The following is a 17,138-nucleotide window of genomic DNA, read 5'->3' on the forward strand; positions in this document are numbered from 1 at the left end:
TGGATACGCTGAAAGAAGATACCCAGGGCTCCGGGCGAAGCCGGCGAGGGTTTCATTTAGGGAACGTCCTCGTGATCGCGCAAGTGGCGCTCTCGCTGGTGTCGCTTGTGATTGCTTCACTCTTTCTGCACAGCATTGTGCCTGCGACGGCCATCGAACCCGGCATCCCGACCGATCATCTCGCGGTGTTCATGCTCAATCCCGGACAAGTTGGCTACGACAAGCCGCGCACCGAGAACTTCTATCGCGAGCTTCGCAATCGTCTGGCGGCGCAACCGGGTGTCGTCTCCGCGTCGTGGGCGTCAAACTTGCCGTTGTGGGGACGCGCGGTAAACGGAATCGTGATCGAGGGCCGCGAGCAGCAGCGAAAATCTGATGCCGTAACATCGGTCCTCAACACCATTGATACCGGTTATTTCTCAACTACCGGAATTCCGATTGTGAGCGGGCGCGACTTCACCGACGACGATCGTGAAGACTCCTTATCTGTCGCCATCATCAACCAGGCCATGGCCGCGCGTTACTGGCCCAACCAGAACGCAATCGGCAAGAGATTTCGCCTCGCTGGCGAGAACAGCTATCGGCAGATAGTCGGCATCGCCAGAAATGCGAACTACCAGACGTTGGGAGAGAGCCCGCGTTCCTGCATCTACATACCGCTGCGGCAAAATTTTTCCGATTCGATGGTTTTGTACGTTCGAACCGCCGGGAACTCCTCCCAGATGCTCATACCTGCAGAGCATGTAATACATGACATCGATCCGCAAATGCCGGTTCCCGACGCGAGAACCGGACGTAAGATCGTCGAGCAGGCACTCTGGACGGCCTCGATGGGCGTGGGAATGCTGTCCCTTTTCGGACTGATCGCACTCGGACTAGCAAGCATCGGCCTCTACGGCTTGCTGTCTTATTCAGTCAATCGGCGGCGACGGGAAATCAGCATCCGCATGGCGCTCGGAGCAGATCGAATGCAGGTACTGCGGCTCGTTCTGCGTCACGGCCTTAGGCTAGTCTCGATTGGCCTCGTCATCGGGATGGTGCTGGCGCTTTTATCCGCGCGTGCTCTGTCTAGCGCACTGTATGGAGTAAGCGCAGCTGACGCAACCAGCTTCATGGGCGCGTCTTTTGTATTGCTTTTGATAGGTGGGCTGGCCTGTTATGTTCCGGCGCGCACAGCCAGTAAAGTAGATCCACTCTTAGGTCTGCGTAGTATCTGAAAATGGCCAAGCCGGTGCCATAGATCTGGCAATGCGAAGCCGCGAGGGCAATCGCGGCCTCGCAATGGAGTTCATTCAAGGTTGCGTTACGCGAGCCGCGACCATGCTGTACTTACCTGACGAGAAGAACAGCAACCCGCGAACTTGAACTGTTCCTCCATTCGCAACTGTGGTCTTCAGTTCGGTAGATGCCTGGCCGACAACGCTGATTGCAGTCTGTCCGGCAAGCATCGCAAACACCGAATCCGACGCGACCGTCAGAGTGAAGCTGCTGGCGTTCCCATTTTGATTCAATCCCGATACCACACCTGTGAGCGCCTGCTGCTTCAATCGGACCTTGTCCGCAGTAATTGCCATTGAGCCCGAATGTTCATCCTCGGCTTCGATCTCGTGACTATCCATCTCGGCTTCGACGTTCTGTCCTTTCACGAGTGAGCTGGCGTCGAAAATCGGCGTGAAGCTCAGCTTGCTGAGGTCAAAGCCGTCGTTGTCGATGGCGAAATTCGTGTTGCTGTTTACGTTCACCGTCAGCGTGCTTCCCAGGGGCGAAGACTTGCTTGAATCTCCCGAACGATCCCGTACCAGGACCGCAAATTGCGTCACCGGAGAGCCGCTCGTGCTCACGACAAGCCCTTCGGCCTCGGCTTCTTGCTCGTTTTCGTCCTCGACCTCCACTTCGACTTTGGTCGCAAGCAGGGTGCCGTCAGTTTGCGTGACCGCGTGGACTTCAACGATTGTTCCTGTCGTGATCGCCGAAAGGCTTCCCGCATCTTTGAACTCGGTCGAACTGTTTGTCAGGAACGTGAGCTTCTGCGGCCCTTGACCGAGCATGATGGTGAACGACGGACTGGAAACGTCAGTCACAGCACCGACTACTTCCTCAACTTCGCCTTCTTCGGATTCGTTTTCATTATCTTTGTCGGGGCGCACCATACCCGTGGTTGCGACGATCGTCGGAGCGAAGGTGATATTTCCCGACGCATCGATTGACACTGATGACGCGAGATTAAAGTCTAGATTCACGGTCGCAGCTTGCGTTGTTAGTACGAGAGGCGAGGCGAACTTAACGGTGATCGGCGAACTTGGGACAGGCAAGTCCTTTTCGACTAGCTGTCCGGTGGTCGCATCCAAGGCTGTGATTTCGGCTGCAGACAGCTGAATGCTCGCCTGTATATAGGTGCCCGGCGGCACCGAACTCAGCGAAATCGGACGAAAGGTTCCGGCGAGATGTCGTAGCTCGATCTCTAACGGCGATGTCAGCACCGGTACTGCGGTTCCCGAATCGTTGATCAGCGATATCGAAGCAATCGTGACTTCAAGCGCGGCCACGCGATCATCTGGTGAATCTCCAATGTTCACGGTTACAGTTGCGCTCTGCGCGTTTGCGTTCGTCGGCAGCATTGACTTCGCTCCGCCTCCCCCGCTGCAACTTGTCAATGCGAGCACGCCGATGAGAGCAAAGGACGCAATGAGGCCTCGTAAGACCAGTCTCATGTATCTCTCCTTAATAGTTTTGCGATCAGACGGGTGGCAGAAGAAGCCTAACCAGCAGCACTGGATGAAGTGTCATGTCCATGTCAAAGAGCTGTAATCAAATATCCGAGAGAAAGCGCAGTGGATACTTGCCTCAGTTAATGCCGGCCGAATAACTGCGAATTTAGAAACGGCTGACAAATTTCTAACAACGTCAGCAAGGCTCTCCGCTAAGTTGCCGACGTGTTTTCTCGGCCTGGGTGCGAAGCGGAGCGTCTGGTTCGTATGCGTCCGATAAAAATGCAAATGGCGGCCACATGAGGCCGCCATTTGCAGTAGCTGTAAGTGAACCTACTGATGCATTTCTCCACCAGCACCGGTTGACTTAGGTTGATTCTTCATCATCGCGACGTTCATGATGTGAAGTGAGTTGTCGGGATATACGTGCGCCTTCAGTCTCACGTGATGTCCTTCGTGTCCTTTCAGCACTTCGGGATTCTTAACCGACATCACACTTTTATCCTTGTCATTGACGATGACCAGCGGCTCACCGGCTTCTTCGCATTTCTTGACGCAATCTGCATCGTGATTGGCCGCGCCGCACTTGGCATCGCTTACCACTCCCGTTACCGTTTCCATTTTGGCGTTCTTGCTGTCGGTCTTGTCGTTCACCGCAAAAGCTAACGAGCTCATGGCGAAGACCACAACGAATACAAAAAGCTTCTTCATCTGACCTCCTCGAGGATTTGTAAGTCCACGGCTGGTGTATCGTCCTGCCGATCCAACTTTTCTAAGATCCGCGCACAACTTAATTGAGCGCGAATACTAGGAGACCCCATGACGAAGGACCTTCGCGAAACATTATGCTCCTACTCTGCCGATTGCGGCACGAGCTTCTGGTCCCTCCCCAATCTCCGGCATGCAACCTAAGCTGCTGGTTTCCCCCTCAAATTCCAGCAGTGACTCTGGCCAGAGATCGCGAAATCAGGTATGCCACGAGTCTCGGTGCAGCAGAAGGGCTCTGGGCCATGCGGTTCACTTTTCATTTTCTTCTTGTAGTTCTTTGCCTTTATCTTGCGGGCTGCGAACGCGGGATCACGAGTTCAATACCCAGAAGCACGGACGGCGGCAGTCAGACAGCAACTCCTGCTCCTACCCTCACATTTGCCATTCAGCCGGAGAAAGTCGCTCCCGGTGCATCCGCAACTCTCACCTGGAGCACAACGAACGCAACGACAGTGACGATTAACAACGGAATCGGTAGTGTCGCCCCGAACGGATCGCGATCCATCACCGCGACAACGACGCAGAGCTTCACGGCAATCGCTGCGGGACCGGGCGGCACCGCACAAATTCAGGCAACTTTGACGGTTCTGGTCAAGCCTACGATTGCGGTCGCGGTGTGTCCGGACGCTGACCCGGAATGCAACGGGGAAACGACCATACTCATCCGGAAGAATTCGAGCGCAATCATTTCCTGGCAAGCTCAGAACGCAATGACTGTGAGCATTGACCAGGTGCCCAATCAGCAGTTTGGAATTCAGGACACGTTCACGACTCCCTCGCTGTCGGAATCAACCACATACGTCCTCACCGCGATTGGGCCTGGGGGAAGCGCATCCGCTGAAGCAACGGTCAATGTCACCTCCAGGATTCCGGATCATCGATATGTTGCTTTGGTTGTCGAGGAAAATCATTCCTTCAGTCAGGTGATTGGAAACGCACGGATGCCGTTCGTGAACGCGCTCGCAAAGAAGGGGGCGCTCGCAACTGAATACTTCGCGAACACTCATGGTTCGCTCAGGGATTACTTCGAACTTACAGCGGGAAAGTTTCTCGTGGCAGGCGGTGATTTCAATGGAAGTGTCACCGCAGACGAGATCGCGGCGCATGTGACTAAGGCCGGCAAAACCTGGAAGTCCTATGCTGAGTCGCTTCCATGGGTGGGATACACCGGCTATAACGTCTATCCATATGAAAAGGATCACAACCCATTCGCATATTTCACCGATGTCGCCAACGATCCAGCACAAGCGGCGAATCTGGTCCCCTTCGATCAACTTGCCGCAGATCTCAAAGAAGGCACCCTTCCCAATCTGATCTACATTGCTCCTAACGCGCGGCATGACGCGCATGATTGTCCTTCGAGCGCACCGTGCACTGACGCAGATAAGCTCGCCGCCGCCGATCAATGGCTGGAAGCAAATTTGACGCCGCTGCTAAATAATGAGGAATTTCAGGAAGATGGATTGCTGCTGATCACCTTCGATGAAAGCATCGACAGCGACACCGAAGATGGTGGCGGTCACGTCATCCTGATCGCGGTCGGACCAAAAGTTCGCAGCGGCTTTCGTTCAAAAGAGTTCTACCAGCACCAGAACACTCTGCGAACCATCTGCGAGGCCCTGGACGCAAGACATTGCCCTGGTGATGCCGAAGACGCGAGAAGCATGCTTGATTTGTTTGTTCCCTAGATGGGTGACTGGCGGATGCTTTTATTGCTTGTGCCGCGGCCAACCATGATGGCCGCCTCACGTGCTATAATCAGCCTACGTTCAATTCGACGCGGACGTTTGAGCAAGTTCTCGCCTGAAACGCAGTTCCTGCCCTGAAGTAACTTCCGATCCAGTTCAACGTAAACATCAAAGAAGAAAGAAGTGTATCTATCAATGGAACAAGGAACAGTTAAGTGGTTTAACGACGCCAAAGGATTTGGCTTCATTCAGCGCGAGAGTGGCGAGGACGTTTTCGTTCATCACTCCGCCATTCAGGCCAACGGCTTCCGCAGCCTGGCCGAAGGCCAGCGCGTGGAATTTAAGGTGACGAAGGGTCAGAAGGGCTTGCAGGCTGAAGAAGTTCGCGCCCTCTAATTTCGGAAACGAAGAACAATGCCGGAGGCTTTTGCCTCCGGCTCAATCCCGCCGTTCCAGAGGAGTCTAGCCATGCGTTCCGTCCTCGTCCACCGCGCCAATGAAAAGGTGCAAAATCGATTTCAACTCTGCAGTCTCACATCATCTTCCGCTCGACGTATGGCGAGAAGTTCGGTGGGCATGCACATCACCATCAATGAGGCCCTGGAGGCCATCAGCGGGCAGGCTGCGCCGATTGTCGCGCAACCGCTCCCCGCGGATTCAGTGAAAGTCGCCGAAACCGATTCGGCCTTTATTCTCGATTCCGCGATCTGAAGAAAGAAGACTTTTTGATTTCCAATTTTTCTGAGCTCCCCATTTCGAACTATCTCGGGAAGCGACTTTTCGCCAACAATTTTCAAACACCCACCCCAATACAAAGCGACGCAATCCCAATCGCGCTCAGCGGAAGAGATCTCCTGGCAACCGCGCAGACCGGAACCGGTAAGACGCTTGCCTTCCTGATTCCCGTAGCGGAACGGCTGCTGAGTATCCGCGGAGCCGGCGTTCACGCGCTCGTACTTGTGCCAACCCGGGAATTGGCCATTCAGGTTCAGCAACAATATGAGCAACTGCGCGGCAAGAAGCTGCCAGCTGCGGCTCTCGCCATCGGCGGAGCGTCGGAGCGCCAGCAGATTGCGGCACTGCGCACAGCGAATCTCGTGATCGCGACTCCAGGACGGCTGGAGGATTTTCTCCGCCGAGGCTTGGTTAAGTTGAGCACGACGCAAATCCTGGTGCTCGACGAAGCCGATCGCATGCTCGACATGGGCTTTCTACCTTCGATTCGCCGCATCGCGAACAGCTTGCCGCGCCAGCGTCAGACCCTCTGTTTTTCGGCGACGCTCGATCCGGCGGTGGCGCACATCGTCAGCGACTTCGTCGAGAATCCGGCACGCATTGCGCTGGGTTCGACGTCGAAGCCGGCTGCGAGCGTAAAGCTGCAGGCGTTTGAGGTGGCCGCGAATCAGCGACTGTCATTGCTTGTCCGGCTCCTCCACGAAGAGGATGGCCGCTGCCTCGTGTTTGTGCGCACCAAACGCGGAGCCGACCGGCTCGCGCGCCAACTCGAAAAGCAGGGATTCAGCACGGGCACTCTGCACGGCGACCGTTCACAATCGCAACGAAACGCAGCTCTGGCTCGGTTTCAGGACGGAACTGTGCCAATACTCGTCGCCACCGACGTGGCATCGCGCGGCATCCACGTGGACGACGTCGCGCACGTAATCAACTACGAACTGCCGCAACTGGCCGAGGATTTGATTCACCGTGTGGGCCGCACCGGCCGGATCGGCGCTGCCGGAGTCGCATCCGTCTTCGTCACACACCAGGATCGAGCCGAGTTTCGCAACCTTGAGCGCACGCTGGGACTAAAGATCGAGAGGATGAGCGTCGATCAAGATCTGGCCGTCGAAGAGAGATCAGGCCCCGTGGTCGTTCAGGGCGCGCCGATGCAGATGGTGCCGGGTTCCAAAATGGTCCGCCTGCCGGGCGAAGTATTCCAGCGTTACGCTGCGGTTTAGCAAACCGCAGCGTCTGAAAGGCGCTTTTCCAATCGGTCAGGCGGCAAAGTTTAAATTGAGCCCGTAGCTGGCGCTTGGCACTTGTGAGATCAGCAGCTTCATGGCTTCCGCCCATTCCTTGATAAATGATTTAGGCAATGCTGCTCCGGCTCGTGCAGCTCAGGACCCATGCTATACTTCGAGAATCTGTGCGGTCCGAAGCCGCGTCACTCCCCGGAGGAAAGTATCGACAAGCGTTTTATCCGCATCAATGAGCGTATTCGCGCCCGCGAAATCCGCGTAATCGACGAAACCGGAACTCAGCTCGGCATCATGCAACCGTTTGAGGCGCTCAAAATCGCCCGTGAAAGAGGACTCGACCTGGTGGAAATTTCGCCTACCGCGAATCCCCCTGTCTGCCGCATTCAGGATTACGGCAAGTTTCTCTACGAAAAGGAGAAGCAGGAGCGCGCGGCGAAGAAGAACCAGAAAGTCATCACCATCAAAGAAGTAAAGTTCCGCATCAACGTCGACGAGCACGACTACGAGTTCAAAAAGAACCACGTACTGCGCTTCCTAGAACAAGGCGACAAAGTAAAAGCCACGATCTTCTTCCGCGGCCGAGAAATGACGCATACCAATCTGGGACGCGAAGTTCTCGAGCGTCTGCTGAAAGAAGTAGGCGACCGCGCCGTGGTCGAGTTTCGTCCGCGCATGGAAGGTAACACGTTGCACGCCATTCTTGCCCCACCGAAGAAGGTCGAAGGCAAGAAGCAAGCTCCTCCAAAGCCGCAACAGGGTAGTCCTGCAGCGCAGCAAGCGTAAGCCGCCACTGGCTGCTGGCTAAAAATGAAAACCCGACGCGGATTACGCGGATGCATCGCCTGGGGATAAAAGCGGAAAGTCGGGAATGGGATCTCGGCGAGAAGCTGCTAGTTGTTACAATCCTTCGCTCGTCTCATCTGCGGCAATCCAGGCCCGAATGGTCCGCGCAAATCCGAGTCGGGTTTTGATTTTGCTGTTCAATTCACCCGATGACCCCATCACCCGATGGCCCGATTCTCTGAGCACTGATATACTTACATCAGTCCCCAGCGGCTCCGACGCTGCTGGGGCTTTGAATTGTTTGCAGAGGAACGATGCCGAAATTAAAAACCCACAGTGGCGCTGCTAAACGCTTCAAGAAGACCGGCAGCGGTCGGGTGAAGCGTGGGCACGCGTTCATGCGCCATATTCTTACGTCCAAGACGAAGAAGACGAAGCGGCGCCTGGACCTGGACACGATGGTCGATAAGGCCGACCAGCCCAAAGTAAAGCGCATGATTCCGTACTAACGGAAGCCGTCAGCACTCAGCCATCAGCAATTGGCCTCTCAATCTCCGGATGTTTTAGCTGATTGCTGAGAGCTGCATTTGCGCAGCGCGCGAAGAGGTACTGACCCTTACCTCCAGCCGCATAACCGTAGTCGAAAAAGGAGCCTCACCGATGCCTCGCGTAAAACGCGGAACTAAGAGGCGCGCCAAGCGGAAAAAGATACTTGAGCGTGCAAGTGGATACTTTTTAACTAAATCGAAACTCTATCGCTCAGCGAAAGAGAGCGTCGAACGCGGACTTAAGTTCGCCTACGCTGGACGCAAGCAGAAGAAGCGCCAATATCGCTCGATCTGGATCGTGCGCATCAACGCGGCAGCCAAGCTGAACGGTATCAGCTACAGCCAATTCATCAACGGATTGAAGAAGGCCGGCGTGGAGCTTGATCGCAAGGTGCTCGCCGAGTTGGCAGCGAACGATGCTCCCGCATTTGCTACGCTGGCCGCGCAAGCGAAGTCGGCGCTGGCGAAGAGCGCTTAGCTTCTCCTGAATGCCATTCCGAAGTGGCCGTGAGAATCCCTGCGAACCTCCAGACTGCATGGGCCGAGTAGGGATTTTTCTCTCGCGCTTCGCGCTCCGCTCGGAATGACGAGAGTGCGAGACCATGTACTCCGTTCCCAAGCTCGACGATTTCTCTGCCGCAGCGCTCGACAGCGCCGGACGCGAGCTGACGTCTGCCTTAAGTAGCGAAACGAAGAGCATTTCATCGGAAAACGAATGGAAAGCTCTCCGCGACCGCTGGATGGCGCGCAAGAACGGCATCCTCACACAAGTCAACGAGCAGTGGCTCAAAGCCGCGCCGGGACCGGCGAAGCGCGATGTCGGCCGGCGGGTGAATGAACTTAAGAAGCTGGTCGAAGAAAAAATCGATGCGACTCTTGCGGGAATCTCATCTGGTTCTTCAGCATCGCGCTTCGAGCAGGAGCGGATCGATGTGACCCTGCCTGGCAATCGCCGCAAGCTCGGCGTCGAGCATCCGCTGATTCGCACCAAGAACGAAATTGTCGCCGTGTTCAAAGCCATGGGCTACTCCGTCGCTGAAGGGCCGGAGGTTGAGACCGACTACTACAACTTCGAGTCGCTCAACTTCCCCCCGAATCATCCGGCGCGCGATACCCAGGACACTCTCATCGTTGCCGGTCAGCAGAACAAGCCTTTGCGCGAACGTCTGCTGCTGCGGACGCATACGTCACCGGTCCAGATTCGAGTCATGGAGAAGCAGCCGCCGCCGGTGCGCGTAATCGTTCCTGGAAAAGTTCATCGCGCCGACACTGCGGACGCGACCCATTCGCCGATCTTCCATCAAGTGGAGGGATTGGCGGTGGATACAAACATCACTTTTTGCGATCTGAAGGGCACGCTCGACCGCTGGGCGAAAGAGATGTTCGGCTCCGCCGTGAGAACACGTTTCTATCCATCATTTTTCCCATTTACGGAACCGAGCGCGGATATGCAGATCTCGTGCTTTAAGTGCGGAGGCAGCGGCAAGCTCGACGGCGGACGTTGCGCCATGTGCAAAGCCAGCGGATGGATCGAGATTCTCGGCTCGGGCATGGTTGATCCCAAAGTGTACGGATTCGTAGGCTACGATCCACAGAAGTACAGCGGTTTTGCCTTCGGCATGGGTGTAGAAAGAATCGCGATTCTGAAGTACGGAGTTGAAGACATTCAGCTCTTTTATCAGGGCGATGTGAGGTTTTTGGAGCAGTTTGCGTGAAGGAAGCTGCTAGCTACTAGCTGCTAGCCGCTAGCTTGGGCTGGTGGTGATTGCGAGTTGCCCACCTGGCAAGCTTTTGTGAGCCTGTCAGAAGCTGTGTTCCCAGGCCATCGAATTCAAAGTTGTTAAACGAATTGGCTAGCAGCTAGTGGCTAGCCGCTGGTAGCTATGCACATTTCTCCCAATTGGCTTCGTGAGTTCGTCCCGCTGCGGGTGGATTACCACCGCTTGGCGGAGGACTTGACTCACTCCGGTATCGCCGTCGAGAGCATCACCGGCGAAGGCGCCGCGATGATCTTCGAGATGGAGATCACGACCAACCGCGTCGATGCGATGAACCACTACGGCGTCGCGCGTGAGTGCTCGGCCATCTACGACCTCGACCTGAAGCCGATCACACCGCATCTTCCCAATACAGGACATCTCGATCCATTCCCGATTGAGATCGTTGAACCCGAACTGTGCGCGCGATACACGGCGCGTGTTATCCGCGACGTTCACATCGACAAGTCTCCTGAGCACATTCTTGAGCGCCTGCTGATCGAAGATCATCACGGAATCAACAACGTTGCGGATGCGACCAACTACACGCTGATGGAGATGGGACATCCCACGCACGCGTTCGATCTCGATCTGCTTGAGGGCGGCAAAATCGTCGTGCGACTTGCGCGCAAGGGCGAGAAACTCAAAACTCTGGACGGAGTCGAGCGTGAGCTGCATCCCGAAGACCTGGTCATCGCCGATGCCGTGAAACCCGTCGCTCTGGCGGGTGTGATGGGTGGCTGGGACACGATGATCACCAGCAGGACTCGCAACGTGCTCATCGAATCGGCGTGGTTTGATCCCGCCACCGTGCGCCGAACGGCGCGGCGACAAGGGATGCATACTGACGCATCGCACCGCTTTGAGCGCGGCGCCGATTGGGGTGCGACTCCGCTTGCCTGCGATCGCGTCGCAGAACTAGTCCTTGAAAGCGCTGGCGGTAAGTTGGGCGGCTACAATGACGCGCTAGGCCGCGATCTCACGCGTACTGCCATCGAGCTGCATCGAGGCGAGATTCGCCGCATCCTCGGCCAGGAAATTCCCGACACTGACACGAGCCGCATTCTGCGCCGGCTCGGCTTTATTCGCACCACCAAGCGCTCAAGTTCTTCGAGTACAGCATCGAGCGCGGCCGTCGCGGAACAGGCAAATTCGTATCCGGTGACCATTCCGACCTGGCGCATGGACGTGGAGCGCGAGATCGATCTGATCGAAGAGATCGCGCGCGTTTATGGCTTCAACAACTTCGTCAACACCCTTCCGGCATTCTCAGGAGCAGTCGTTGAGCAGCCCTATGCCATGCCCGAGGCGAAGACTCGTGCTCGCCTGTTGGCCCTCGGCTACGACGAGGCCATCTCGCCGACGTTCATTTCCAGGTCCGATGCTGAACAGTTTGCCACTAGTCGCGCAGTCGCACTGGAAAACCCGCTAAGCGAAGAGGTGCCTCTGCTGCGCAACCGCCTGCTTCCCGGCATGCTCAATATGCTCGCCTGGAACTTTAACCGCGGATCAAGCGAGGTGCGGCTCTTCGAAATGGGAAACGTTTTCTCTGCCGACGGAGACCGCGTCAATCAGAGATACAACGCCTGCATCGCAGGCACAGGCGCAGTTCCTGAGACAAATCTGGAACAAGCCCCGAGGGCGCTCGACTTCTTTGACCTCAAAGGCGACGTTGAGAATCTGCTCGATCTATTCGCCGCCGAATCGCTGCGTTTCGAAGCTCCGGGAGCCAAATATCTGCATCCGGGACGCTCGGCGAAGATTCTCTTGAATGGAGAACCTGTCGGCGAACTGGGGCAATTACATCCTGATGTGGCAGCCGAACGCAAGCTCAAACAGCCAGTCTGGATCGTGCAGCTCGATCTAGACACTTTGTTCTGCGTCCCGCTGCGTGAACCTCGGTATCGGCGGCTCTCGCGCTTCCCTTCCGTTGAGCGCGATTTTTCTCTGCTGCTCGACGCCAGCGTGCCCTACAGCCGTCTGCGCGCAGCTATCGAGAATCTGAGCATGCCTGAGATGATCGCGATTGTCCCCCGCGAACTCTTCCGTGGCGGCTCGGTCCCCGCCGGCAAATATTCACTGTTGCTGCGGGTGGTCTTCCAGTCCTCCGATCGCACCCTGCGCGATGACGAGGTGGCAGATTGGAGCCGAAAAATCATCGCGGTCATTGAACAACTGGGCGGATCTCTGCGTGCCTAGCCGAGCGCGTGCCAGTCGCCTTGGTGTCTTGGAAAAACGCGCACTCCACAAGTAAGGATCGGAAATCGCTGCTTGTTCCGAGCCCGGCCCCAGAACGACCGGCTAAGCCGTCCCAAGTTGAGTGACAAAAAGGGGTTGTCTCAACTTCCCTGTTACTTCCCTGACCGATTACGAATCGCGAGTGTTTAGGCCGGTGTCGCGATCAAATTTCTTCTTGCGGGAAAAATTTCCCCGAAAGATCCACTGCCAGGGAATCAATCCTGAATCGTACCGCGAAGATCAGCAGACTTGGCACCGTAACAGCCACCCCGCTCTAAAGCAGTGCAGACAGTTGGAGGCTCGGCAAAACGGACGTTGCACATTTAAGACCACGTGGACCAAACCACCGGAAAACACCGACTCTGAAGCGGCGGCATGGGCTTGTAAGCTGCTGATTCCAAACCACTACTCAAATAGTTAATTGAGAGTAGTCCATCGGGCCGAGGTACCTTCGTGTGTTGCCTCCACCTTAGCTCTCGTCTACTTTCTTTCCACTAGGCCCTCAATGGAGTCCCCTGAACCCCAGGTATGCGAGCAGGTGTTTGTCGACCGTCGGCGCGATGAACGGGTGAACCAACCGGAGTCGGTGAAAGTCTGGGTGGACGAGCCCGGCGCCGAAACCGAGTTTCAGGCTGTTCTGGTGAACATTAGCTGCAGCGGATTTGCCATCCGCCACTGGCGTAAGGAATTGTCGGTCGGGCAGAAGGTCCGCATTGCTTTTCTGACCAAAGGCGAGATCATGGCCCGTGTGATGTGGAACTGGACGGTTGGCCCGGTGGTTATTTCTGGACTCGAACGGGAGCAGACCGCACCGATTATCGGATTCGGACCGCGCACTGACTCGGCGCCAGATTTAACTATTTCGCGGTCCAACGCTCGCGCATGGTTTCTGGCTGCAGGTACGGGGCTTCTAGTTGTGATCGGGTGGTACTTAACCAATAAAGGCTGGTAGTAAGGAGTTTCCCCATGTATGCATTAAAGCGCAGATACCCCAGGTACACCATGGATCGGCCAGTGGTCGCCTACCGTGCTTACGAAGACATGAAAATCGGCATCCGCGGACAGTGGCACACCTTCGGTGAAGGCGGCCTCGGTGCACGCATGTCGGAGCAACTGCGCTCCGGAGAAGTGATCGCATTCGAACTTTCCCCCACGCTGCGAGTTTATGCGGCTGTCCGCTATTGCCAGGCCTTCTATCACGGATTTGAGTTTGTGTTGCTGAAGGATCGGCAAAAAGCTGAGATCGCGCGCATGTGCCGCGAGCTTGGACGCCAAACGGGAGAAGAGCCTCCCAAGCGCACCCGCATGTTGCGGTCCGTTCCACGCGGGGAGCACGGGTGACCTCGAAGCCGCTCCGCATTCTCTATCGCTTACTATTCCCCGGCGGGTTCATCCTGCTGGCTTCGGCGGTTGCGCTCAACGCCCACGGCTTTGGCAAGCTGAACGATTCGTTCTGGCGGGATTTTCCCTACGTCATCTTCGGCGCCGGACTGGTGCTAAGCGCTTTGTTCAAATGCAGTCGGTTGTTTTTTGCCATTCTCATCGTCGGCCTTTGCGATCGCGCCCTGGCTTTCATTACACCGGCACTCTCGTCGGCAGGGATTCATCGCACCGTATTTGATGCGATCGCGCTGTTGCTTCCGCTGAATCTGATTGCGCTGTCGTTCATGCACGATCGCGGCATTATCTCTCCTCGCGGACGCCGCCGCGTCGGTTTCGTCGCTGCGCAGATTGTGATGGTTGCGTTCGTCGCCCTCACTCAACCGGCCCAGGCGCTCGCTGCTGGGTTCATGCAAGGAGCGATCGTTCCAAGGAATTATTCGGAGTGGAGTCACATTTCGCAGCCGGCGTTGCTGGTGTTCATCGTTGCCGGCGTGGTGATGTTGATCTACCTCGCTGACCGGCGACGTCCGGTCGAAAGCGCCTTGTTCTGGGCGCTGGTAGCAGCATTCATCGCATTGAACGCAGGCGGGGCGAACCACCTAACGTCGGCGTACTTTGCAACCGGCGGACTCATTCTGAGCGTTGCCGTGCTTGAGACTTCTTACACGATGGCCTATCGCGACGAACTCACGCAACTCCCAAGCCGTCGCGCGTTGAATCAGGAACTCGCGAAAATAGGCGACAACTATGCCATCGCTATGATTGACGTCGATCACTTCAAATCATTTAATGACACCTATGGTCACGAAACCGGAGATCAGGTTCTGCAGATGATTGCCTCGCGCCTTGCGGATGTTTCCGGGGGCGGAAAGCCTTTTCGATATGGCGGCGAAGAGTTCGCAGTAGTCTTTCCCGGCAAATCCGTCGATGATGCATATCCCAATCTGGAGACTCTGCGGATGCGGATCGAAGCGACTCCGTTCAAAGTTCGCGGTAACGACCGGCGCAGCGACGGAAATCGCCGGAAGAAAAAGACCAAGGGCCGGAATGCAAGGAATCAAGTTCAGGTTACGGTGAGCATCGGTGCATCGTCATGCGACGGCGAGAAGCGTCCGCCGGATCAAGTGCTGCGCGACGCAGATAAAGCCTTGTACAAAGCCAAAAGCAGTGGACGAAACTGCACCGCCGTGAGCACTTAGTCATTTGAGTTGCAAATCACAAGGGCTGCGTTTCCGCAGCCCTTTTTCTATTTTGGAAGTCCGTTAGGCCGCGGCGCCTTTTTCTTTGCGGTCCGGCTTGGCTGCGTGAAGCGGGACCAGATCCGTAGGAATCTGCCACTCCGTTGCGCAGCGCTGACACAGCCAGAAGAGCTCCTGATGTCCGGTAACGGGGCTTGTCTTCACCAGCAACTCGCCAGTGCCAAAGTAGGTAAACTTCACATCGCACGCAGGGTTGACGCATTTCGAGACCATAATCAACTCCATTCAGCAAGGGGGATGTACTCGCACGCGTTCTCGAAAGCGCGAGCGAGACTGGTGAAGATAGACCTCATGGGATGAGTTGGAAAGCGCCAAGCTGTGCCGCTTTGTAAATTCTTAGTTAGCAGGCAAAGGAAGCTGGTCACCCTGGGGTGACGCCGGTAGGCTCCGCTTTGTTCGATGTTTTTGTCCTCATGATCGCCGGGTGTGAGGCGCGCGTTGCCACTAGGCGATCAATGATTCTGAATCCCAACAGCCCTATGAGAATCGCCGCCAGAATTTCCGGACGCGTCAGATCGCGCTTCACCAGCCACCAGAAGTGCACCACTCCGGCGATCGCACTCACGTAGATGAGGCGATGTAGAATCTGCCAACGCTTACCCCCCAGGCGACGAATCGAACCGGCTGTCGACGTTACCGCCAGTGGAAACATCAGCGCCCATGCCGTCATCCCGGCAGTAACGAATGGCCGCTTGTAGATGTCTTTCACGATCTCGTGCACGTCGAAGAACTTGTCGAACCACAGGTACGTCATCAAATGCAAGCAACCATAGAAAAATGCAAACAGCCCAATGAGTCGCCGGAAGCGAATCAGCCAATTCAGGCGGGTTACCTTGCGCAGAGGAGAAATCGCCAGCGTGATCAGCAGCAGGTAAAGCGTCCAGTGGCCCGTTGACAGCGTGATCTCGCTGAGCGGGTTTGCGCCGAGGAGATCGTGAGTGGCTTTCCATGCCAGCCAACTTACGGGCGACAGACATAAAATCCAGACGACGACTTTAAGAAGAATCATCCAGCGGCGCTGCATTAGAAGTACTTTTTCAAATCCATGCCGTTGTACATGCTCGCAACCTGATCTCCATAGCCGTTGAACACCAGCGTCTTACGCTTGAAGAATTCGCCAATACGGCGCTCGGTCGCCTGGCTCCAGCGGGGATGATCGACATTCGGGTTTACGTTGGAATAGAACCCGTACTCGTTCGGAGCCGCGGTATTCCATGCCGTCGCAGGTTCCGAGCCGACGAAGTCAATGGAGACGATTGACTTGATGCTCTTGAACCCGTACTTCCAGGGAACGACGATCCGCACTGGAGCGCCGTCCTGATTTGGGAGTGTCTCGCCGTAAAGCCCGAAAGTGAGCAGCGTTAGCGGATGCATAGCCTCGTCCATGCGCAGGCCTTCCGTGTATGGCCAATCGAGAACCTGCGAGCGCTGGCCCGGGAACTGCGTCATGTCCATCAGCGTGGTGAACTTCACGTACTTGGCTTTGGATGTGGGCTGCATCTGGTTAATCAGGTTACTAAGCGAGAAACCGACCCACGGAATCACCATTGACCATCCTTCGACGCAACGCATGCGGTAAATGCGCTCTTCGAGTGGCGCAAGTTTCATCAGGTCATCGATTTCGTAGGTCTTCTTCTGCGCGACGGCGCCTCCGACCTTGACCTTCCACGGACGCGTGCGGAAGTTGCGTGCCAGATCGGCCGGGCCATACTTGTCGGTGCTGAATTCGTAGAAATTGTTGTAATTGGTAATGTCCTTGAACGGGGTCTCCGGTTCCGTTGTGCTGAATTGGCTCTTCACCGTCGCGAGCTTCGTACTCGCGTGCACAACTTCTGACGGCGTCACCATTTCGCATCCGAGCATCGTCAATCCGGCTCCCAAGGCGGCGGCTCCGGAAAGGAAGTGACGTCGGTTCATGTAAACCGATTTCGGGGTGATCTCGGACGAGGGGATGTCGGGAGCTTTCTTGATCAGCATGGCTATGAGTTCCTGGTGATTAGATTCATATTGTGTACGAAAGTGACGAA

At 56.1% G+C, this 17,138-nt stretch carries 18 protein-coding genes; 13 read left to right on the forward strand and 5 right to left on the reverse strand.

From position 1 onward, the window contains the following. Positions 1-1,217 (forward strand): FtsX-like permease family protein (locus VFU50_14065; GenBank protein HEU5233985.1); only part of this gene is annotated, 1,217 nt, incomplete at its 5' end. Positions 1,218-1,292: 75 nt separating this feature from the next. On the opposite strand, the gene VFU50_14070 is transcribed toward VFU50_14065, so the two are convergent. Beyond that, complete coding sequence (locus VFU50_14070) at positions 1,293-2,711, reverse strand: DUF5666 domain-containing protein (protein ID HEU5233986.1); 1,419 nt, start codon at positions 2,709-2,711, stop codon at positions 1,293-1,295. 330 nt (positions 2,712-3,041) lie between these two features. Then, entirely contained in the window at positions 3,042-3,419 is a 378-nt protein-coding gene (locus VFU50_14075) for a hypothetical protein (GenBank protein ID HEU5233987.1), read from the reverse strand. Positions 3,420-3,649: 230 nt separating this feature from the next. On the opposite strand from VFU50_14075, the gene VFU50_14080 reads away from it, so the two are divergent. From VFU50_14080 to VFU50_14135, 12 genes are all read left to right on the forward strand, one after another. Then, a complete protein-coding gene (locus VFU50_14080) occupies positions 3,650-5,164 on the forward strand; it encodes an alkaline phosphatase family protein (protein ID HEU5233988.1) in 1,515 nt (504 codons plus the stop codon). Between the two features lie 195 nt (positions 5,165-5,359). Next, the gene (locus VFU50_14085) at positions 5,360-5,560 is read left to right on the forward strand and encodes a cold-shock protein (protein ID HEU5233989.1); all 201 of its coding nucleotides are present in this window, start codon (positions 5,360-5,362) and stop codon (positions 5,558-5,560) included. A gap of 72 nt (positions 5,561-5,632) precedes the next feature. Continuing rightward, entirely contained in the window at positions 5,633-5,875 is a 243-nt protein-coding gene (locus VFU50_14090) for a hypothetical protein (GenBank protein ID HEU5233990.1), read from the forward strand. Between the two features lie 14 nt (positions 5,876-5,889). Continuing rightward, the gene (locus VFU50_14095; protein ID HEU5233991.1) at positions 5,890-7,122 is read left to right on the forward strand and encodes a DEAD/DEAH box helicase; all 1,233 of its coding nucleotides are present in this window, start codon (positions 5,890-5,892) and stop codon (positions 7,120-7,122) included. Positions 7,123-7,290: 168 nt separating this feature from the next. Then, entirely contained in the window at positions 7,291-7,926 is a 636-nt protein-coding gene (infC, locus tag VFU50_14100) for a translation initiation factor IF-3 (GenBank protein HEU5233992.1), read from the forward strand. A 314-nt stretch (positions 7,927-8,240) separates the two neighbouring features. Continuing rightward, positions 8,241-8,435, forward strand: coding sequence for a 50S ribosomal protein L35 (gene rpmI, locus VFU50_14105; protein HEU5233993.1), 195 nt, complete (start codon positions 8,241-8,243; stop codon positions 8,433-8,435). A 151-nt stretch (positions 8,436-8,586) separates the two neighbouring features. After that, positions 8,587-8,952, forward strand: a complete 366-nt coding sequence (gene rplT, locus VFU50_14110) for a 50S ribosomal protein L20 (protein HEU5233994.1) — start codon at positions 8,587-8,589, stop codon at positions 8,950-8,952. Between the two features lie 124 nt (positions 8,953-9,076). Further along, entirely contained in the window at positions 9,077-10,189 is a 1,113-nt protein-coding gene (gene pheS, locus VFU50_14115; protein HEU5233995.1) for a phenylalanine--tRNA ligase subunit alpha, read from the forward strand. Between the two features lie 168 nt (positions 10,190-10,357). Then, on the forward strand, positions 10,358-12,430 hold the full coding sequence (gene pheT, locus VFU50_14120) for a phenylalanine--tRNA ligase subunit beta (GenBank protein ID HEU5233996.1): 2,073 nt from the start codon (positions 10,358-10,360) through the stop codon (positions 12,428-12,430). Positions 12,431-12,974: 544 nt separating this feature from the next. Next, positions 12,975-13,421 carry a PilZ domain-containing protein gene (locus VFU50_14125; GenBank protein HEU5233997.1) on the forward strand — a complete coding sequence of 149 codons (447 nt, stop codon included), beginning with the start codon at positions 12,975-12,977 and terminating at the stop codon, positions 13,419-13,421. A 14-nt stretch (positions 13,422-13,435) separates the two neighbouring features. Further along, complete coding sequence (locus VFU50_14130; GenBank protein ID HEU5233998.1) at positions 13,436-13,810, forward strand: PilZ domain-containing protein; 375 nt, start codon at positions 13,436-13,438, stop codon at positions 13,808-13,810. Next, positions 13,807-15,051 (forward strand): GGDEF domain-containing protein, encoded by a 1,245-nt coding sequence (locus VFU50_14135; protein HEU5233999.1) that lies wholly within the window; start codon positions 13,807-13,809, stop codon positions 15,049-15,051. Before VFU50_14130 ends, VFU50_14135 begins: the two co-directional genes overlap by 4 nt. A 63-nt stretch (positions 15,052-15,114) precedes the next feature. On the opposite strand, the gene VFU50_14140 is transcribed toward VFU50_14135, so the two are convergent. The 3 genes from VFU50_14140 to msrP all read right to left on the reverse strand — a co-directional run bounded on the left by VFU50_14140 (position 15,115) and on the right by msrP (position 17,088). After that, a complete protein-coding gene (locus VFU50_14140; GenBank protein ID HEU5234000.1) occupies positions 15,115-15,324 on the reverse strand; it encodes a hypothetical protein in 210 nt (69 codons plus the stop codon). A gap of 148 nt (positions 15,325-15,472) precedes the next feature. Further along, positions 15,473-16,120, reverse strand: a complete 648-nt coding sequence (locus tag VFU50_14145; GenBank protein ID HEU5234001.1) for a protein-methionine-sulfoxide reductase heme-binding subunit MsrQ — start codon at positions 16,118-16,120, stop codon at positions 15,473-15,475. A gap of 14 nt (positions 16,121-16,134) precedes the next feature. After that, positions 16,135-17,088 (reverse strand): protein-methionine-sulfoxide reductase catalytic subunit MsrP, encoded by a 954-nt coding sequence (gene msrP, locus VFU50_14150; protein ID HEU5234002.1) that lies wholly within the window; start codon positions 17,086-17,088, stop codon positions 16,135-16,137. Positions 17,089-17,138 lie beyond the last annotated feature (50 nt).

This window comes from Terriglobales bacterium, assembly GCA_035764005.1.
GTDB lineage: Bacteria > Acidobacteriota > Terriglobia > Terriglobales > Acidobacteriaceae > Gp1-AA112.